The organism is Halalkalibacter hemicellulosilyticusJCM 9152, from assembly GCF_000513115.1.
Lineage (GTDB): Bacteria > Bacillota > Bacilli > Bacillales > Bacillaceae_D > Halalkalibacter > Halalkalibacter hemicellulosilyticus.
Genome location: NZ_BAUU01000009.1, coordinates 97818 through 113622 on the forward strand (window position 1 = coordinate 97818; position 15805 = coordinate 113622).

Below are 15805 nucleotides of genomic sequence, written 5' to 3' on the forward strand. Positions count from 1 at the left end.
TAGGAAATAGTAATCCATTTAAAACATTGAAGGAGATGAACTATGAACGCAGATAGTACTTGAGAGAACCCAAAAGAAAATAGTGCTGGGTTAGTCATTGCTCAATATAACGAAGCTTTAGCAGAATTGAACGCTGGGATTCTTATTTTCGGCTTTCTGCCAGCAATAAGAAAAGTTATGAAATCGATAGTGTCATATGAGGGAACGAGTAGCAATTCATTGACAGTTAAACGTTCTATATTGATATCAAAAAAAATAGCTCTCTTTTTGCGAGTGCTATTACTAAGACTTAGAAGAACTAAGAAAGAAATACAGACCTAATGATTGATAGAAAGCCATCATGCTTGTGGGGGCTTCGAATTATCTTTATGTTGATCATAAAACTCAACAAGTTTTAAAGCCGTATCTAATGTAAGTCTTCCAATTTTAATCTTTCCTTTTCTTAACCTTGAAATGGTACTTTGCTGAATACCGGTCTCCTTACTTATGATGTAGGATTTAGTATCAGAATCAATTAACTTCCTTATTTTTTCTTTCATGTCAAGACCTTCTTTTCCTTTTTAATTTATTATTCTATCTTCACAGGAATTTTATCCTTGAAAGGATGTGTTACTTATTATATCGTCGGAAATTCATATAAATGAAGGGATTTATTTTTGGAATATCTATTTGTTTTTATTAGTGAGGACTTTGAGTCAGGCTAGAATAGCTATTATTAATAGTGGCCAACTTTCTTATGGGGATAACAACTTTTAAAGACATTTATTGAATGAAGAAAGAAGGTGAATATTTGCTACTCACCTCAACTAACTAATATAATAAGCAGAGCCCCTCATACAAATAAATAATTGAAGGGTTTTTTTGAATCATATGGACAGTACTCTCGACGAAGATAAGGCCACTGGAGTTTTATATGCTATTTGGATAATATCTCATCTATTAACATTAACTCTTCATCACTAAATTCTAGCTGTTCTAATGCTTTTACATTCTCTTCAATTTGAGATACGCGGCTAGCACCAATTAATGCGGAAGTAACTTTTCCGTGACGTAATACCCAAGCTAATGCCATTTGTGCTAGGCTTTGTCCTCTTTCTTTTGCAAGTGAATTTAGATGTTCTACTTTAGAAAGTTTCTCAGCGGTAATTCCTTCTTCAGATAAAAATGGGGAGTGATTATTTGCTGCTCTTGAATTTACTGGGATACCACTTAAATATTTATTCGTCAATAACCCTTGTTCGAGCGGACAAAATGCAATAGAACCGACTCCGTTTTCTAATAAAACATCTTGTAACCCATTTTCAATCCAACGATCAAACATAGAGTATCTTGGTTGATGTATTAACAGTGGGGTACCCAAATCATTTAACATTTTAATGGCTTCCTTTGATTGCTCCGGACTATAATTTGAGATACCTACATATAAAGCCTTCCCTTGCTTAACAAGAAGGTCTAATGCAGCCATTGTCTCTGCTAAAGGAGTACTAGGGTCTGGTCTATGTGAATAGAAAATATCAACATAATCTAAGCCCATTCTCTTTAAGCTCTGATCAAGGCTTGCTATTAAATATTTTTTTGACCCCCATTCTCCATAAGGCCCTTCCCACATATAATATCCAGCTTTAGTAGAGATTACTAATTCGTCACGATATGGAGCAAAGTCTGATTTCATTAACGCTCCTAACATCTTTTCTGAAGAGCCTGGTGGTGGACCATAATTATTGGCTAAGTCAAAATGAGTAATTCCTAAGTCAAATGCACGACGTAACATACTGCGACTATTTTCAAATGAATCAACACCACCAAAGTTATGCCACAAACCTAATGATAATGCAGGTAACATTAACCCTGAGTTCCCTGTTCGATTGTACTTCATAGCTTGATAACGATTATTTGCTGCTTGATATATCATTATTTTACCCCTTTTTTCGTTTATTTAATGAGTGCGTATCCAATATTCACAGCATAAATCCTAAAGTTAACTCTATGTCAATAGGTATGTTAAAATAAATTATCAATAAATATTTAAAAAGGGAATGATTTAAATGACGTATCTCATTAGTGAAGTCGCCAAAAAACTAGGTATAACGATACATACTCTTCGCTATTATGACAAGGAAGGTCTACTTCCTTTTGTTGAACGTTCTCAAAAGGGGGTTCGTAAATTTAAAGATTCTGATATCGAAGCAATCAAAATCATTCAATGTCTAAAGGTTACAGGAATGCCTATTAAAGAAATAAAGGAATTTATTGGATGGAGCATAGAAGGAGATTCTACATTACAGAAAAGATACACCATGTTTTTGGAACGAAAAGCAGCTGCAAAAGCACAGCTGGAAGAATTAAATAAAACAATGGAAGTCATTCTTTATAAATGTGAGTATTTTGAAAGAGCAGTAGAAGCAGGTACAGAGGAGATTTATAAGAATAAAAAGTTAATTAGCTTTAACTAAAGACCTTTCCTTGAATGAACGGAGACAAAACTAAACCATATTTTACACGTTCTCACGGACACTAATTTGTAATGATGAAGAGCATGTATCGTGATACGGTTGTCTAACATTCATTAAAATATTACATTAAAACAAGATTATATTAGAAGAGCATTAAAGATGGTGCAATAATTTCTATGTTGACGATTCTGAAAAACTAAATAAAAAAGCAAATTAAGATTGATTAAGTGTAGGAGGGTGTCTCAAAGATCATTTTGTGATCTTTTGAAACACCCATTTTTATTTTGTCATTTACTTTGTGTTGATTGCTTAAACAAACGTTTCTTCATGTACGATTTCATTTATATCCTTTTTATGTAAGTACTTTAAAATAATGGTTCAATATTGAAAGATTTTTTAAAACACGCATAATTTAACTAAACTATAGCAAAATACGACTGATTTCTTTATATAGATTTAAAAATGATTGATTATGTTTTATGAGGGGTTTTTAATATGTTTGGAAAAAAGAGGAAGTGGAAAACCGTCAACTATTCATCATTTAATGGCAAAGGAGATAAACCTAATAGACCCGTCCACCCTACCTTATCGAAAAACATCAAAGACATCCAGTCTGTGATAGGTGACGATCATGATTATAACGAGCGTGAGATTAAAATATTAGATAATCGGAAGGTCGTTGTTCTTTATTTTGGAAGTTTAGTTAATAAGGATAGCATTAATGAAACTATTTTAAAGCCAATGATTTATATCCGTTCACAATCAAAGGATGTTGAATGGAGAGATAAGGAATTAAAGAGATTTTTATTTGAAGAAGTGATCTATCATACAGAAGGACAAATTGTTACTCATATTGACGACATATTACACGGTGTATTAAGAGGAAAGTGCGCGGTTATCGTTGATGGATTTAGTGAAGCGATCTTATTTGAGACGAAGGAAGTTGATAAAAGAGGGATTGAACAACCTCAAGGTGAACAGGTCATTCGCGGGCCGAGGGATGGCTTCATCGAACATCTGCAAACAAATATTTCTTTGTTGAGGAATCGCCTTCCGATTGAAGAATTTCGAGTGAAGCCTCTAGAGATTGGCGAGGTGACTAAATCAACTGTTGTTATTTGTTATATTGACCACATTGCTAATGAGAAGTTAGTGGAGGAAGTTGAGAAACGACTTCAACATATTCATATTGATCGCATATTGGATACTGGCTATATTGAGCAACTGATTGAAGATAATCCAAGATCCCCTTTCCCCCAAATTCAATATACAGAACGACCTGACAAAGCCGTCGGGAATTTAGTGGAAGGTCGAGTCGTCATCATGATTGAAGGGACGCCTCTTACGCTTATTTGTCCAGCTACGTTCAATCAATTCTTTCAAACATCGGAAGATTATAATGAACGTGCTTTGATGTCCAGCCTTGTGAGAATAATTCGTTTGATGGCTTTAGGGTCTTCCCTTTTGTTCCCTTCATTATATGTTGCCGTCTTATCCTTTCATCCAGAGTTAATTCCCGCGGAATTTGCAGTCGCTGTAACGAGTGGTAGGGGGGGGATTCCCTTCCCTGTCGTTGTAGAAGTATTACTAATGGAAATAGCGATGGAAATTCTTCGTGAAGCGACAGTAAGGATGCCACAACAAGTCGGTGGAGCGATATCGATTGTCGGTGTGCTCGTCATTGGACAAGCAGCTGTTGAAGCTGGCTTTGCTTCACCGGTAACAGTCGTAATCATTGCATTATCGACAATCGGCTCCTTTGCTACGCCAGCTTATAATGTCGCGATTGCGTTTCGGATGCTTAGGTTTCCAATTTTATTACTTTCAGGAATGTTTGGCTTATTTGGATTAGTAAGTGCCCTGCTACTTATTTTCAATCATATGCTTAGTTTACGATCGTTCGGAGTTCCTTATTTAAGCCCTTTTTCACCGGTCGATTGGCAAAGCTTACGTGATTCCTTTATTCGCATGCCATTAAGATGGCTAAGCAAAAGGCCTGAAGAACTACATTCCTATAACACCATAAGGCTTGACCCTAGAGGGAAACGAGAACCAGAAGAACCTTTGCTACCAAAGGAGGGAAATCGTAATGGAAAATCGTGAAATAACGGTTTTACAGTTAACGGTTATTCTAGTTAGTACGAATATCGGAGTTGGGATGTTAGCTTTCCCACGTTTTGTAGCGCTTGAAGCAGAAACAGCTTCGATTTCAGCCACTTTATTTGGCTCGATGATCGCTCTCATTGGAGTTATGTCGATTGCTTATTTAGGGAAAGTTTACGATAACAAAACCTTTGTAGGCTATAGTAGACAAATTCTTGGTAAAAAGCTAGGAGCTTTCTTTATTATGATCATGATTTTGTTTTTTATTATTTTAACCGGCTTGGAATTACGTCAATTTGGTGAGGTGATCATTGGATCACTTCTTCCTAAAACACCAATTTATGTTCCGATGATGATGATTGCTTTCATCTGTATGTTAGCAAGCTTTCATTCAATGAATGTATTTGCGTATGTTCATTTATTTTATATTGCTTTCACGGTTGCACCAATAACCTTTATATTGCTTGCAGCAACAAGAGAGATTGATTGGATTTACGTCCAACCGATTCTAGGGAATGAAACGTCATGGGGGGGTTTATGACAGGTGGAGTCATAGTCACAAAGGTATTGCTTAATTTCTTTGTTATCTCAATGGTTATTCCGTTCATGAGACAACCGAATAAGGCGGTATTGTCCAGTTTTGTTGGTTGGATAATTGTCACCATTCTCTATACTTTGGCGATGTTCTTTACGTTAGCTGTGTTTGGAAGTAAAGAATTGGAGAATTTGATGTGGCCGATTTTAGTATTAGGAAGGCTTGTTCGAATACCAGCAGAAGTATTTCAACGATTAGATGCTTTGTTACTCGTTGCGTGGATGTTTGCGGTTTTTACAACTTTATATTCTACATTTTATTTTGCGGTACGAGCTTTTACCGAGCTTTTTCATGGTTTTAGACAACGTATTGTCGCAACGCTCCTTTTTGGGGTCATATTAGCCATTTCCTTTTTTCCAAAAGATGTCTATGACATGTATGAGGTTATTACGTTTGTTTCTAGCTTTGGTGTGTGTTTAATTATCGGTTATCCTTTGTTTCTTTTACTCGTTCGTAAGGTGAAGGGAAGTGATTCTGTTAATGAAAGCTCTTAAAGGGGTTTTGATTTTGATGTGTCTGTTAATGTTATTATCAGGCTGTTGGGATCGTTTTGAAATAGAGGATCGAGCCAATATATTAGGGATTGCGATTGATTTGGTTGAAGATTTAGAAAGAGAAGAGTATGAGCGCTTATTAAAACCGCAAGCGACACATGTGGAGGAGTTTCCATCAGACAAGGATATGATTCGAGTGACGACGCAAATTGCGCTACCTGGTGGAATTCCATTAGGTCCTATTGCGAGTGATCAATTGGAATCGGAGGATACGGTTTGGGTTGTAGAAGTGTTAGGTAAGACGATAGCTGATGCGATGCATAATTTGCAGCAAGAATTATCACAGAAACTGTATTTAGGTCATTTGCAATTAGTCATCATGTCAGAAGAAATTGCACGAAAAGGGTTAGGAGAAATTAATGATTATCTTCATCGTAATCATGAGGTGAGAAGAACAGCCTGGCTGTTAGTAAATGGAGATGATGCGGGGGAAACGTTGAAAGCAGCACCTCCAGTATCACAGATCCCTTCATTGTTTTTATCGCAAACGTTAGATAATGCGGTTCGATTAGGAAAGCTTCCGAAGCAATATATCGGTCACTTTTGGATTGCGAGCTCAAGAAAAGGGAGAGAGGGTTTCTTACCTTATATTAAAGTTGTCAAAGGTGAGAGCATATTACTTGAAGGTGTTGCTTATTTTAAAGGGGATAGAATGGTCGGTAGAACGCTACCAATTGAAATTGGTATTTTCATGGCGATGAGAGGAGAGAATCCGTCGGGATATAGCTTTGCGATCCCATTACCAGAACAGTATAATGAAACGGGAATCGTACGAGTAGAAAAAAGAGAATCAAACATAACAGTTGAAAATTCTAGTGGGGAATTAAAAGCACACTTAGACGTAAATATTTATGGAATGCTTGAAGAGAAAACAAATACGGAGCGGCAGATGAACGCTAGTGATATGCGCAAGCTTGAAGAACAATTTTCCAAAGAGGGGAGAATGGTAATGATCCAATTGCTAGACAAATTACAGGAAGATGGATCAGACATTATTGGTATCGGTGAAGTTGTCAGAGGTCATCATTCGAAATATTGGGATAACTATATTAAAACGAAAGAAAATTGGCAGCAGGTGTTTTCAGACATGGATATAGACGTGTCGTTGTCGACTCGGATCGAGAGAGCAGGGAAAAGAGCTATTTAGATCATACTAAAGCTACATGTATCTTCAGAGTAAACGAGATTCATGTAGCTTTAACTAAATGACGTGATAGGCAAAGTCTTGGTTATAAGCTTCGTGGTGTTTGTTCTTCTGTTAATGCAACGATGCGATTCACATATTTGTGTTCCTCATGTAAAATTTGCTGTGGTTGATAAAAAATGACCGACCATCCTTTTCGATTTAAAGTTTTGATGATCCTTCTCTCATTCAGCCCTTTTTTTTGTTCAATAAGTGCAATACGATAAGGAATAAGAGCGATATTGACGACAAATCGATTCATACGATATTGAGGAGTGGGGTAGTACATCAGCATTCGCAGTTTTTGGTAGAGCACTCTTTCGGCTTCTGTTTGGCACGTATGTTCAAGCTCTTCGACAATGACAAATAAGGGATGTGGAGATTTGTTTATTTTAAAGAATGGAAAAGATTTGTGTTTTTTTATATATCTTCTTATAAATTTTAACATGTTTCATCACCCATCTATATCATGTCCTAGAAATGAAAACCATATGCTTCATATAGGAATTTGTGGAAGTTAGATAGCCTGAATGACGAACTGATAGTGTGGTAAGCGTTTTCAATAGTGAAGACTAATCAAAATAGTCAAATTATTTTTGAAAAAGTGGTTGACCATAACCATGAATGAGCGTATGATAAACCTCAAACAACAACTATTAGAGATCGATTTCTATATCCTCTTTTAAGTGTTTCGGATGCTTACAATAGTTAGAAAAATAATAAAAAAGCAAACGAATAGGGAGCGAGTAAAAAATGAGAAGTGATATGATAAAAAAGGGGATTGATCGTGCCCCACACCGTAGTTTACTACGTGCAGCAGGAGTACAAGAGCATGAAATGGATAAGCCATTTATTGGTGTCTGTAATTCATATATAGATATCATTCCTGGTCATATGCATTTAAATAAGTTTGCCGAAGTCGCTAAGGAAGCTATTCGTGAAGCGGGTGGTATTCCATTTGAATTTAATACAATAGGTGTAGATGATGGAATTGCAATGGGGCACATTGGTATGCGTTATTCACTTCCGAGTCGTGAAATCATTTGTGATGCCGCAGAAACCGTTATTAACGCACACTGGTTTGATGGCGTATTTTTCATTCCGAACTGTGATAAGATTACACCAGGGATGCTAATGGCATCTGTTCGGACGAATGTTCCATCTGTATTTGTGTCAGGTGGACCGATGGAGGCAGGTCGTACAAAGGATGGAAAAAGCTTATCACTAGCTTCAGTGTTTGAAGCGTCGGTGCTTTTTCATCTGGGAAAATGACGAGAGAAGAGTTACTTGAAATTGAGCAGTCTGCCTGTCCAACCTGTGGATCCTGTTCGGGGATGTTCACGGCGAATTCAATGAACTCTCTAATGGAAATGCTTGGACTAGCGTTACCTGGTAATGGGACGATGGTTGCAACGTCTGAAGGTCGTCATCAACTTATTAAAGACGCAGCTAAGCATTTAATGACACTAATTGAAAAAGATATCCGTCCACGCGATATCGTAACAAAAGATACAATTGACGATGCATTTGCACTAGATATGGCAATGGGTGGATCGACGAATACGGTGTTACATACGTTAGCCATTGCCAATGAAGCGGAGATTGATTACGATTTAAATCGTATTAATGAAGTAGCTGAGCGAGTACCTTATTTATGTAAGATTAGCCCGGCTTCTGATTATTCAATGGATGATGTCCATCATGCAGGTGGCGTCAGCGCTATTATTAAGGAGCTCTGTTCGATTGAAGGAGCGATTAATCCAGATCGGATCACGATAACGGGAAAGAGCTTATATGATACACATAAGCATGCTGAAATAACAAACGATGAAGTGATCCGTCGTAAAGATAACCCTTATAGTCCAGTAGGTGGCTTGTCAATCCTTTATGGGAACTTAGCACCTGATGGTGCAGTAATTAAAGTTGGAGCAGTCGATCCTTCCATTAGCGTATTTGAAGGTGAAGCGATTGTCTTTGAATCACAAGAAGAAGCACAGAAGGAAATTGATGCTGGAACGGTGAAGGCTGGTCATGTTGTCGTCATTCGCTATGAAGGACCTAAAGGCGGACCTGGAATGCCAGAAATGCTAGCCCCAACGTCGGCGATTGTCGGACGAGGTCTTGGTAAGGACGTTGCTCTACTGACAGATGGTCGTTTCTCTGGAGCTTCTAGAGGGGTTTCGATTGGACATATCTCACCTGAAGCCGCTGAAGGCGGGCCTATTGCATTCGTCGAAAATGGTGATAAAATAAAGATAGACTTACCTAACCGTACATTGGAACTACTTGTTTCAGATGATGAGCTTGCAAAACGCAAGACAGATTGGGTTGAGCCAGAACCAAAAGTGAAAAAAGGTTATTTAGCAAGATATTCGAAGCTCGTGACATCTGCAAACACGGGTGGAGTGATGAAAATATAATGAATGAAAGCGTAGAAGAGGAAAGTAGTTAGTAACAGACTCCTACAGAGAACCGCAAATGCTGAGAAGCGGTGTTGTCGTTGCTAATGAAACTCACCTCGGAGTATTAGCCTGAATCATTTTTTAGTAGGGTTAATCGGGTGTAACACAGCACTCGTTATCAAAACGTGATAAGTTATAGCTTATCCATAAGATCAAACGAATGGTTTGATGAATAAGGGTGGTACCGTGGAAAGAAAATCTTTTCGCCCCTTTTAGCTACAGGTAGTAAGTGGCTTTATATGGGGTGAGAAGGTTTTTTTCGTATAATCAGAAGTTAAATATACGAAAAGTGAGCTCTATAGGGAATGACATCATACAAATAGGGAGGCATGAGCGATGAATACGAAATGGAAGGCTAATGAGCAAAACGAACAGAACCATCAATCAAAGGAAGAGATGCAACGTGAACTATCAGGTTCAGGGATGGTCATTGAAGCACTAAGAAGGGAAGGCGTTGATGTCATTTTCGGGTATCCCGGTGGTGCTATTCTTCCGACGTACGATGAGATTTATAAGACCGGTATCCATCATGTGCTTGCAAGACATGAGCAAGGTGCGATCCATGCTGCTGAAGGGTACGCGCGAGTATCTGGGAAGCCAGGTGTTTGTGTCGTAACGTCTGGCCCAGGTGCAACGAATGTTGTAACAGGGATTGCTGATGCGATGATGGATTCATTACCACTTGTTGTCATTACAGGGCAGGTTGCATCAACATTGATTGGAACAGATGCTTTCCAGGAAGCAGATATGATTGGTATTACGATGCCGATTACGAAACATAACTTCCAAGTGCGTAATGTTGAAGAATTACCACGAATAATTAAGGAAGCGTTCCATATTGCTACAACAGGACGTCCAGGTCCAGTACTGATTGATTTGCCAAAGGACGTGTCGCTTACAACGGGAATGTTTGATTATGATAAAGAAGTGAATTTACCTGGGTATCAGCCGACGATTGTGCCGAATCGCCTGCAAATTAAAAAGGTTATAGATTCTTTAAAAGAAGCGAAAAAGCCCGTTATTTTAGCTGGTGCAGGTATTCTCCATGCTCATGCTGCTGAAGAGCTATATGCATTTGCGAAGAAATATCGAATTCCTGTCGTCAACACGTTGCTTGGTCTAGGTGGTTTCCCTGGAGATGATGAATTGTTTTTAGGAATGGCAGGCATGCACGGAACGTACACAGCCAATATGGCCATACATGAATCCGATTTGCTTATTAATATAGGTGCACGCTTTGATGATCGTTTAACAGGGAACTTAGAGTTCTTCGCACCAAATGCAAAAGTTGCGCATATCGACATTGATCCGGCTGAGATCGGCAAGAATATTCCGACGGAAATTCCGGTTGTTGGGTGTGCGAAGCAGGCTCTTGAAATGTTAAATGAAGAAGAGAGTCAGCAAGGTGATACGTCGGCTTGGATTGCTAAGCTAACGGAAATGAAGAATGAATTTCCTCTATGGTATGAGGAAGATGGTGAAACGATTAAGCCACAGAATTTAATTGAATTGATTCATGAAGTGACAAATGGTGATGCCATTGTTACGACCGATGTCGGTCAACATCAAATGTGGTCAGCTCAGTTCTATCGTTTTAATAAGCCAAATCGTTGGGTAACATCAGGTGGACTTGGAACGATGGGCTTTGGCTTCCCGGCAGCAATTGGGGCACAATTTGCTGAGCCGAAGTCGCCTGTTGTAGCTGTTCTCGGTGATGCCGGTTTTCAGATGACAGCTCAAGAATTATCAATCCTACAAGAACTAAATTTGCCGGTGAAAATTGTGATTGTTAATAATGCATCACTAGGTATGGTTCGACAATGGCAGCAATTGTTCCACGGTGAACGCTACTCAAACTCTTTGTTCCCAATTCAGCCTAACTTTACGAAATTAGCTGAAGCCTATGACATTAAGGGAATGCGAGTGGATCACTTATCTGATTTGAAGAGCGCATTGGAAGAAATGATGGCACATCCAGGTCCAGTCTTAATGGACATTCGTGTTGCCAAAGAAGAGAATGTTTATCCGATGATTTCTCCTGGAAAAGGGCAGCATCAAATGGAGGGGGTTAAACCATGCAACGAATCATAACAGCAACGGTTAATAATACGTCAGGTGTGTTAAACCGAATTACAGGTTTATTTGCAAGACGTCATTATAATATCGAAAGCATTACGGTCGGTATGACAGAAAATCCTGCTGTGTCACGAATGACATTTGTTGTAGCTGTTGATAGTATGCAAAATGTGGAACAAGTGATTAAGCAATTAAATAAACAAGTTGATGTTTTAAAGGTAAAGGATATTACCGATGAATCGATTGTTGCTCGTGAACTCGCTTTAATTAAAATTCTTGTTTCTCCGCAACAAAGAGGGGAAGTGGTCGCTCTAGTTAATACGTTCCGCGCTTCTACAATTGATGTCGGACGAGAGAGCTTAACGGTTCAAATAACAGGGGATCACCAAAAGGTCGAAGCATTTATTGATTTAATTCGTCCTTACGGCATTAAAGAGCTAGCGAGAACAGGAATAACAGCATTTAATCGTAGCACAAAGAAACCATCTATTGATCCACATCGATTAACGCTGATTAACTAACTATTGTTGAATTTTGAAAATTCATATAAAAAACATTGATGAAAGAGGAGAGAGTAAATATGGCAAAAGTATATTACAATTCAGATGTAAATGAGGCAGTATTAAAGGAAAAGAAAGTTGCGGTTATTGGATATGGTTCACAAGGTCATGCCCACTCATTAAATATGCGTGAAAGTGGTCAAGATGTCATCATCGGTCTACGCCCAGGGAAATCTTGGGATAAAGCAGTGAATGATGGCTTTGATGTATACTCTGTACGTGAAGCTGCTGCAAAGGCGGATGTCATTATGGTTCTACTTCCAGATGAGCTTCAACCAACAGTGTACAAAAATGAAATTGAGCCAGAGCTAAACGAAGGAAAAGTATTAGCATTCGCTCATGGATTTAACATTCACTTCAATCAAATCGTACCGCCTGAAAATGTTGATGTATTTCTTGCTGCACCGAAAGGACCAGGTCACCTCGTTCGTCGTGTGTTCCAGGAAGGTGGCGGTGTACCAGGATTAATCGCTGTATTCCAAGATGCAACAGGTCAAGCAAAAGATATCGCGTTAGCTTATGCAAAGCAAATTGGTTCTGCACGTGCAGGGGTGCTTGAAACAACATTCCAAGAAGAAACAGAAACGGACTTATTCGGAGAGCAAGCGGTTCTTTGTGGTGGAGCTTCTGCCCTAGTAAAAGCTGGGTTTGAAACACTAGTAGAAGCAGGATATCAGCCAGAAGTTGCATACTTTGAGTGCCTACATGAACTAAAGCTTATTGTTGACCTTATGTACGAAGGTGGATTAGAAACAATGCGCTATTCGATTTCTGATACAGCACAATGGGGTGACTACGTAGCGGGTCCTCAAATCATTACAGAGGATACAAAAGATGCCATGCGTAAAGTACTTAAAGATATTCAAACAGGTAAGTTTGCTAAAGGATGGATCCTAGAAAACCAAGCGAATCGTCCAGAATTTACAGCTATTACTCGTGCTGAGAGCAAGCATCCACTTGAAGTAGTTGGTCGTGAGCTACGCGAAATGATGCCATTTGTTAAAGCGAAGTCCAACATCTAATTGGAAAATTGGAAGTTGAACTGGATGCAGATTGGAGGCTGGAATTCCAGCCTCCTCTCCTAAAATGAGCAAATGATACCTGAGCTTGTTGGTGTCTCTTCTAACCGTTAAAGCGTTAATCTGTAAGAGTGAGGTTATTCAAGAAGCAGCAACAGGGTCAGGTACTCTAAATAAGTTTGTAAATAATGTCTAGGGGATGAAAGAAGAATGGAAAAGCGTATTGCGATTCTACCTGGTGATGGTATTGGACCAGAAGTGTGTGAAGCTGCCGTTCAAGTTCTAAAGGAAATCGAGAAGCTATATGACCATCGATTTGAATATGCATATGGTGAAATTGGTGGTTCTTCCATTGATAAGTTTGGAACACCTTTAACAGAGGAAACATTGGCGACTTGTCGGCAATGTGATGCGGTGTTATTAGGAGCGGTTGGTGGTCCGAAATGGGATCAGCTACCAGGTGATCAACGTCCAGAAAAGGGGCTTTTAGGTCTTAGAAAGGAACTTCAGCTATTTGCCAACCTTCGTCCAGTTACAATCTTTGATGCTTTAGCAGAGTCTTCACCTTTGAAGGATGATATTATCCAAGGTGTTGATGTCATGATCGTAAGGGAGCTAACAGGTGGTCTTTACTTTGGTGAGCCACGAGAGCGCAGGGAAGTTGCTGGTGATACGGTGGCAATCGATACACTTCAATATTCTCGTTCTGAGATTGAACGGATCGTTAGAAAAGGTTTTGAGCTAGCAAGGGAGCGTCGTAAGCTGTTAACTTCAGTTGATAAGGCAAATGTATTAGAATCAAGCCGACTATGGCGTGAAGTGGTTGATGAAGTTGCAAAGGATTATCCAGATGTCGACTACTCGCATATGTTAGTTGATAACGCAGCTATGCAACTAGTGCGTAACCCTCGTCAATTCGATGTGATGGTCACGGAGAATATGTTTGGCGATATACTCAGCGATGAAGCTTCAATGATTACAGGCTCGCTAGGGATGCTACCTTCATCTAGTTTAAGTGCTGAAGGACCGGGATTATTTGAACCAATTCACGGATCAGCTCCAGACATTGCTGGTCAAAATAGTGCGAATCCTTTGGCAACTTTGTCATCGATTGCGCTCATGCTAGCTTATTCTTTTAGTATGCAGGATGAAGCGAATGCACTACAAGATGCGATTAATCAAGTACTCAATGATGGGTACCGTACAGCCGATTTAACAAATGAACGAGAAACTGCTCTCTCGACAACAGAAATGACTAAAAAGGTCATTGATGCATTACGTACAAAGGTTCAGTAATGAATGAGTAGGCATTGCCCGTTATGATCTCAACCTTCATAGCGGGTTTTGTAAAAGGGAAAAGTGAAGAGATAGGGGGAATCGATAATGGCGAAGACAATTATAGAAAAGATTTGGGATAAGCATGAAGTACTAACAGAAGAGGGGAAGCCAAGCTTACTCTATATTGATTTGCATATGGTACATGAAGTCACATCCCCACAAGCATTTGAAGGTCTACGTTTAGCAAATCGTACCGTTCGCAGGCCTGATCGTACATTTGCGACGATGGATCATAATGTACCAACCGTTAATCGTTATGATATTAATGACCAAATTGCGCGTACACAAATGGAAACATTGAAGAAGAACTGTGAAGAGTTTAATATTGAGCTTGCTGATTTAGAGCACCCAGAGAATGGAATTGTTCACGTTATTGGACCTGAGCTAGGATTGACGCAGCCTGGTAAAACGATTGTATGTGGTGATAGTCATACATCGACACATGGAGCCTTTGGAGCATTAGCGTTTGGAATCGGTACAAGTGAAGTAGAGCATGTTCTAGCAACACAAACGATATGGCAATCGAAACCTAAAACACTTGAAATTCGCGTTACCGGTAAGCTAGATTCACACCTTTCTGCGAAGGATATTATTTTAGCTATTATTTCTAAGTTTGGTGTTGATATCGGCAATGGATCAGTCGCAGAATTTACAGGTGAAGCGATTCGAGGCTTAACGATGGAAGAACGGATGACGATCTGTAATATGTCGATTGAAGCTGGAGCGAAAGCGGGGTTAATCAGTCCGGATCAAGTGACGTTTGATTATTTAGAAGGTCGTCAATATGTGCCAAAAGGTGAAGAATATGATGCACTTGTTGCGGAATGGAAAGAGCTTGCTTCGGATGAGGGAGCGACCTATGACCGTGTCGTTACGATTGATGCATCAGAAATTGAACCGATGGTTACATGGGGAACAAACCCTTCTCAAGGTGTAGGAGTTAGTCAAACAGTTCCTTTTCCAGAGGATGCGAAAAGTGATTCTGAACGACGGGCGATTGAGCAGGCGCTTGAATATATGGATCTTAAGTCAGGCACGAGTGTATCAGATATCAAAATTGAGCATGTTTTTATTGGGTCATGTAGAATTCGCGATTAAGCGATATTCGAGCGGCAGCAGAAATTGTGAAAGGTCATAAAGTAGCTGACAATGTTCGAGCTCTTGTTGTTCCTGGCTCACAAAAAGTGAAAAAGCGTGCGGAAGAAGAAGGCTTGGATCAAATATTTATTGAAGCAGGATTTGAATGGAGACATTCTGGCTGTAGTATGTGCTTAAGTATGAATCCGGACGTTGTCCCTGAAGGGGAGCGTTGTGCGTCAACGTCTAACCGAAACTTTGAAGGGCGTCAAGGTAGAGGGGCTCGTACGCATTTAGTTAGTCCTGAAATGGCAGCGGCAGCAGCGATTGCTGGGCATTTTGTTGATATTCGTAAGTGGAAATCAGAGAAGGTTTCACGATAGGA

12 protein-coding genes, 2 pseudogenes and 1 other annotated feature are annotated in these 15805 nt (G+C 39.4%); of the genes and pseudogenes, 11 read left to right on the plus strand and 3 right to left on the minus strand.

The window, feature by feature from the left end; translation table 11 throughout:
* Positions 1–338: 338 nt before the first annotated feature.
* Together JCM9152_RS07065 and mgrA are read right to left on the minus strand one after the other, a co-directional pair.
* On the minus strand, positions 339–539 hold the full coding sequence (locus tag JCM9152_RS07065; protein ID WP_035342599.1) for a helix-turn-helix domain-containing protein: 201 nt from the start codon (positions 537–539) through the stop codon (positions 339–341).
* 377 nt (positions 540–916) lie between these two features.
* Positions 917–1912, minus strand: a complete 996-nt coding sequence (mgrA, locus tag JCM9152_RS07070; RefSeq protein ID WP_035342602.1) for an L-glyceraldehyde 3-phosphate reductase — start codon at positions 1910–1912, stop codon at positions 917–919.
* A gap of 133 nt (positions 1913–2045) precedes the next feature.
* Between mgrA and JCM9152_RS07075 the strand changes: the two genes are divergently transcribed.
* The 5 genes from JCM9152_RS07075 to JCM9152_RS07095 all read left to right on the plus strand — a co-directional run bounded on the left by JCM9152_RS07075 (position 2046) and on the right by JCM9152_RS07095 (position 6852).
* On the plus strand, positions 2046–2453 hold the full coding sequence (locus JCM9152_RS07075; protein WP_035342604.1) for a MerR family transcriptional regulator: 408 nt from the start codon (positions 2046–2048) through the stop codon (positions 2451–2453).
* A gap of 495 nt (positions 2454–2948) precedes the next feature.
* Positions 2949–4556, plus strand: a complete 1608-nt coding sequence (locus JCM9152_RS07080; RefSeq protein ID WP_081727932.1) for a spore germination protein — start codon at positions 2949–2951, stop codon at positions 4554–4556.
* Positions 4543–5097, plus strand: a complete 555-nt coding sequence (locus JCM9152_RS23645; protein ID WP_035342606.1) for a GerAB/ArcD/ProY family transporter — start codon at positions 4543–4545, stop codon at positions 5095–5097. The genes JCM9152_RS07080 and JCM9152_RS23645 overlap by 14 nt, the downstream gene beginning before the upstream one ends.
* Positions 5094–5645 carry a GerAB/ArcD/ProY family transporter gene (locus tag JCM9152_RS23650; protein WP_035342609.1) on the plus strand — a complete coding sequence of 184 codons (552 nt, stop codon included), beginning with the start codon at positions 5094–5096 and terminating at the stop codon, positions 5643–5645. Before JCM9152_RS23645 ends, JCM9152_RS23650 begins: the two co-directional genes overlap by 4 nt.
* 16 nt (positions 5646–5661) lie before the next feature.
* Positions 5662–6852 (plus strand): Ger(x)C family spore germination protein, encoded by a 1191-nt coding sequence (locus tag JCM9152_RS07095; protein WP_235715651.1) that lies wholly within the window; start codon positions 5662–5664, stop codon positions 6850–6852.
* Between the two features lie 82 nt (positions 6853–6934).
* Here the strand turns inward: JCM9152_RS07095 and JCM9152_RS07100 are convergent, their stop codons facing one another.
* A complete protein-coding gene (locus JCM9152_RS07100) occupies positions 6935–7336 on the minus strand; it encodes a hypothetical protein (RefSeq protein WP_035342613.1) in 402 nt (133 codons plus the stop codon).
* 305 nt (positions 7337–7641) lie between these two features.
* On the opposite strand from JCM9152_RS07100, the pseudogene ilvD reads away from it, so the two are divergent.
* The 6 genes and pseudogenes from ilvD (at position 7642) to leuC (ending at position 15803) form a co-directional block, all read left to right on the plus strand.
* Positions 7642–9308: pseudogene (gene ilvD, locus JCM9152_RS07105) on the plus strand (dihydroxy-acid dehydratase).
* A 3-nt stretch (positions 9309–9311) separates the two neighbouring features.
* Positions 9312–9564 (plus strand) — a binding site (T-box leader).
* A gap of 122 nt (positions 9565–9686) precedes the next feature.
* Positions 9687–11441 (plus strand): acetolactate synthase large subunit, encoded by a 1755-nt coding sequence (ilvB, locus tag JCM9152_RS07110; protein WP_081727934.1) that lies wholly within the window; start codon positions 9687–9689, stop codon positions 11439–11441.
* The gene (ilvN, locus tag JCM9152_RS07115) at positions 11426–11947 is read left to right on the plus strand and encodes an acetolactate synthase small subunit (RefSeq protein ID WP_035342615.1); all 522 of its coding nucleotides are present in this window, start codon (positions 11426–11428) and stop codon (positions 11945–11947) included. The genes ilvB and ilvN overlap by 16 nt, the downstream gene beginning before the upstream one ends.
* A 59-nt stretch (positions 11948–12006) precedes the next feature.
* Positions 12007–13008, plus strand: coding sequence for a ketol-acid reductoisomerase (ilvC, locus tag JCM9152_RS07120; protein WP_035342617.1), 1002 nt, complete (start codon positions 12007–12009; stop codon positions 13006–13008).
* A 207-nt stretch (positions 13009–13215) separates the two neighbouring features.
* Positions 13216–14301, plus strand: a complete 1086-nt coding sequence (leuB, locus tag JCM9152_RS07125) for a 3-isopropylmalate dehydrogenase (protein WP_035342619.1) — start codon at positions 13216–13218, stop codon at positions 14299–14301.
* An 84-nt stretch (positions 14302–14385) separates the two neighbouring features.
* Positions 14386–15803, plus strand: a pseudogene (leuC, locus tag JCM9152_RS07130) (3-isopropylmalate dehydratase large subunit).
* The last annotated feature ends 2 nt before the right edge of the window (positions 15804–15805 follow it).

Coding starts and splice junctions, on each gene's coding strand:
- JCM9152_RS07095 (WP_235715651.1), top strand. CDS start 5,662: ATGTGTCTGTTAATGTTATTATCAGGCTGTTGGGATCGTTTTGAAATA.
- JCM9152_RS07100 (WP_035342613.1), bottom strand. CDS start 7,336: ATGTTAAAATTTATAAGAAGATATATAAAAAAACACAAATCTTTTCCA.
- ilvC (WP_035342617.1), top strand. CDS start 12,007: ATGGCAAAAGTATATTACAATTCAGATGTAAATGAGGCAGTATTAAAG.
- JCM9152_RS07080 (WP_081727932.1), top strand. CDS start 2,949: ATGTTTGGAAAAAAGAGGAAGTGGAAAACCGTCAACTATTCATCATTT.
- JCM9152_RS07065 (WP_035342599.1), bottom strand. CDS start 539: ATGAAAGAAAAAATAAGGAAGTTAATTGATTCTGATACTAAATCCTAC.
- JCM9152_RS07075 (WP_035342604.1), top strand. CDS start 2,046: ATGACGTATCTCATTAGTGAAGTCGCCAAAAAACTAGGTATAACGATA.
- mgrA (WP_035342602.1), bottom strand. CDS start 1,912: ATGATATATCAAGCAGCAAATAATCGTTATCAAGCTATGAAGTACAAT.
- JCM9152_RS23645 (WP_035342606.1), top strand. CDS start 4,543: ATGGAAAATCGTGAAATAACGGTTTTACAGTTAACGGTTATTCTAGTT.
- JCM9152_RS23650 (WP_035342609.1), top strand. CDS start 5,094: ATGACAGGTGGAGTCATAGTCACAAAGGTATTGCTTAATTTCTTTGTT.
- ilvN (WP_035342615.1), top strand. CDS start 11,426: ATGCAACGAATCATAACAGCAACGGTTAATAATACGTCAGGTGTGTTA.
- leuB (WP_035342619.1), top strand. CDS start 13,216: ATGGAAAAGCGTATTGCGATTCTACCTGGTGATGGTATTGGACCAGAA.
- ilvB (WP_081727934.1), top strand. CDS start 9,687: ATGAATACGAAATGGAAGGCTAATGAGCAAAACGAACAGAACCATCAA.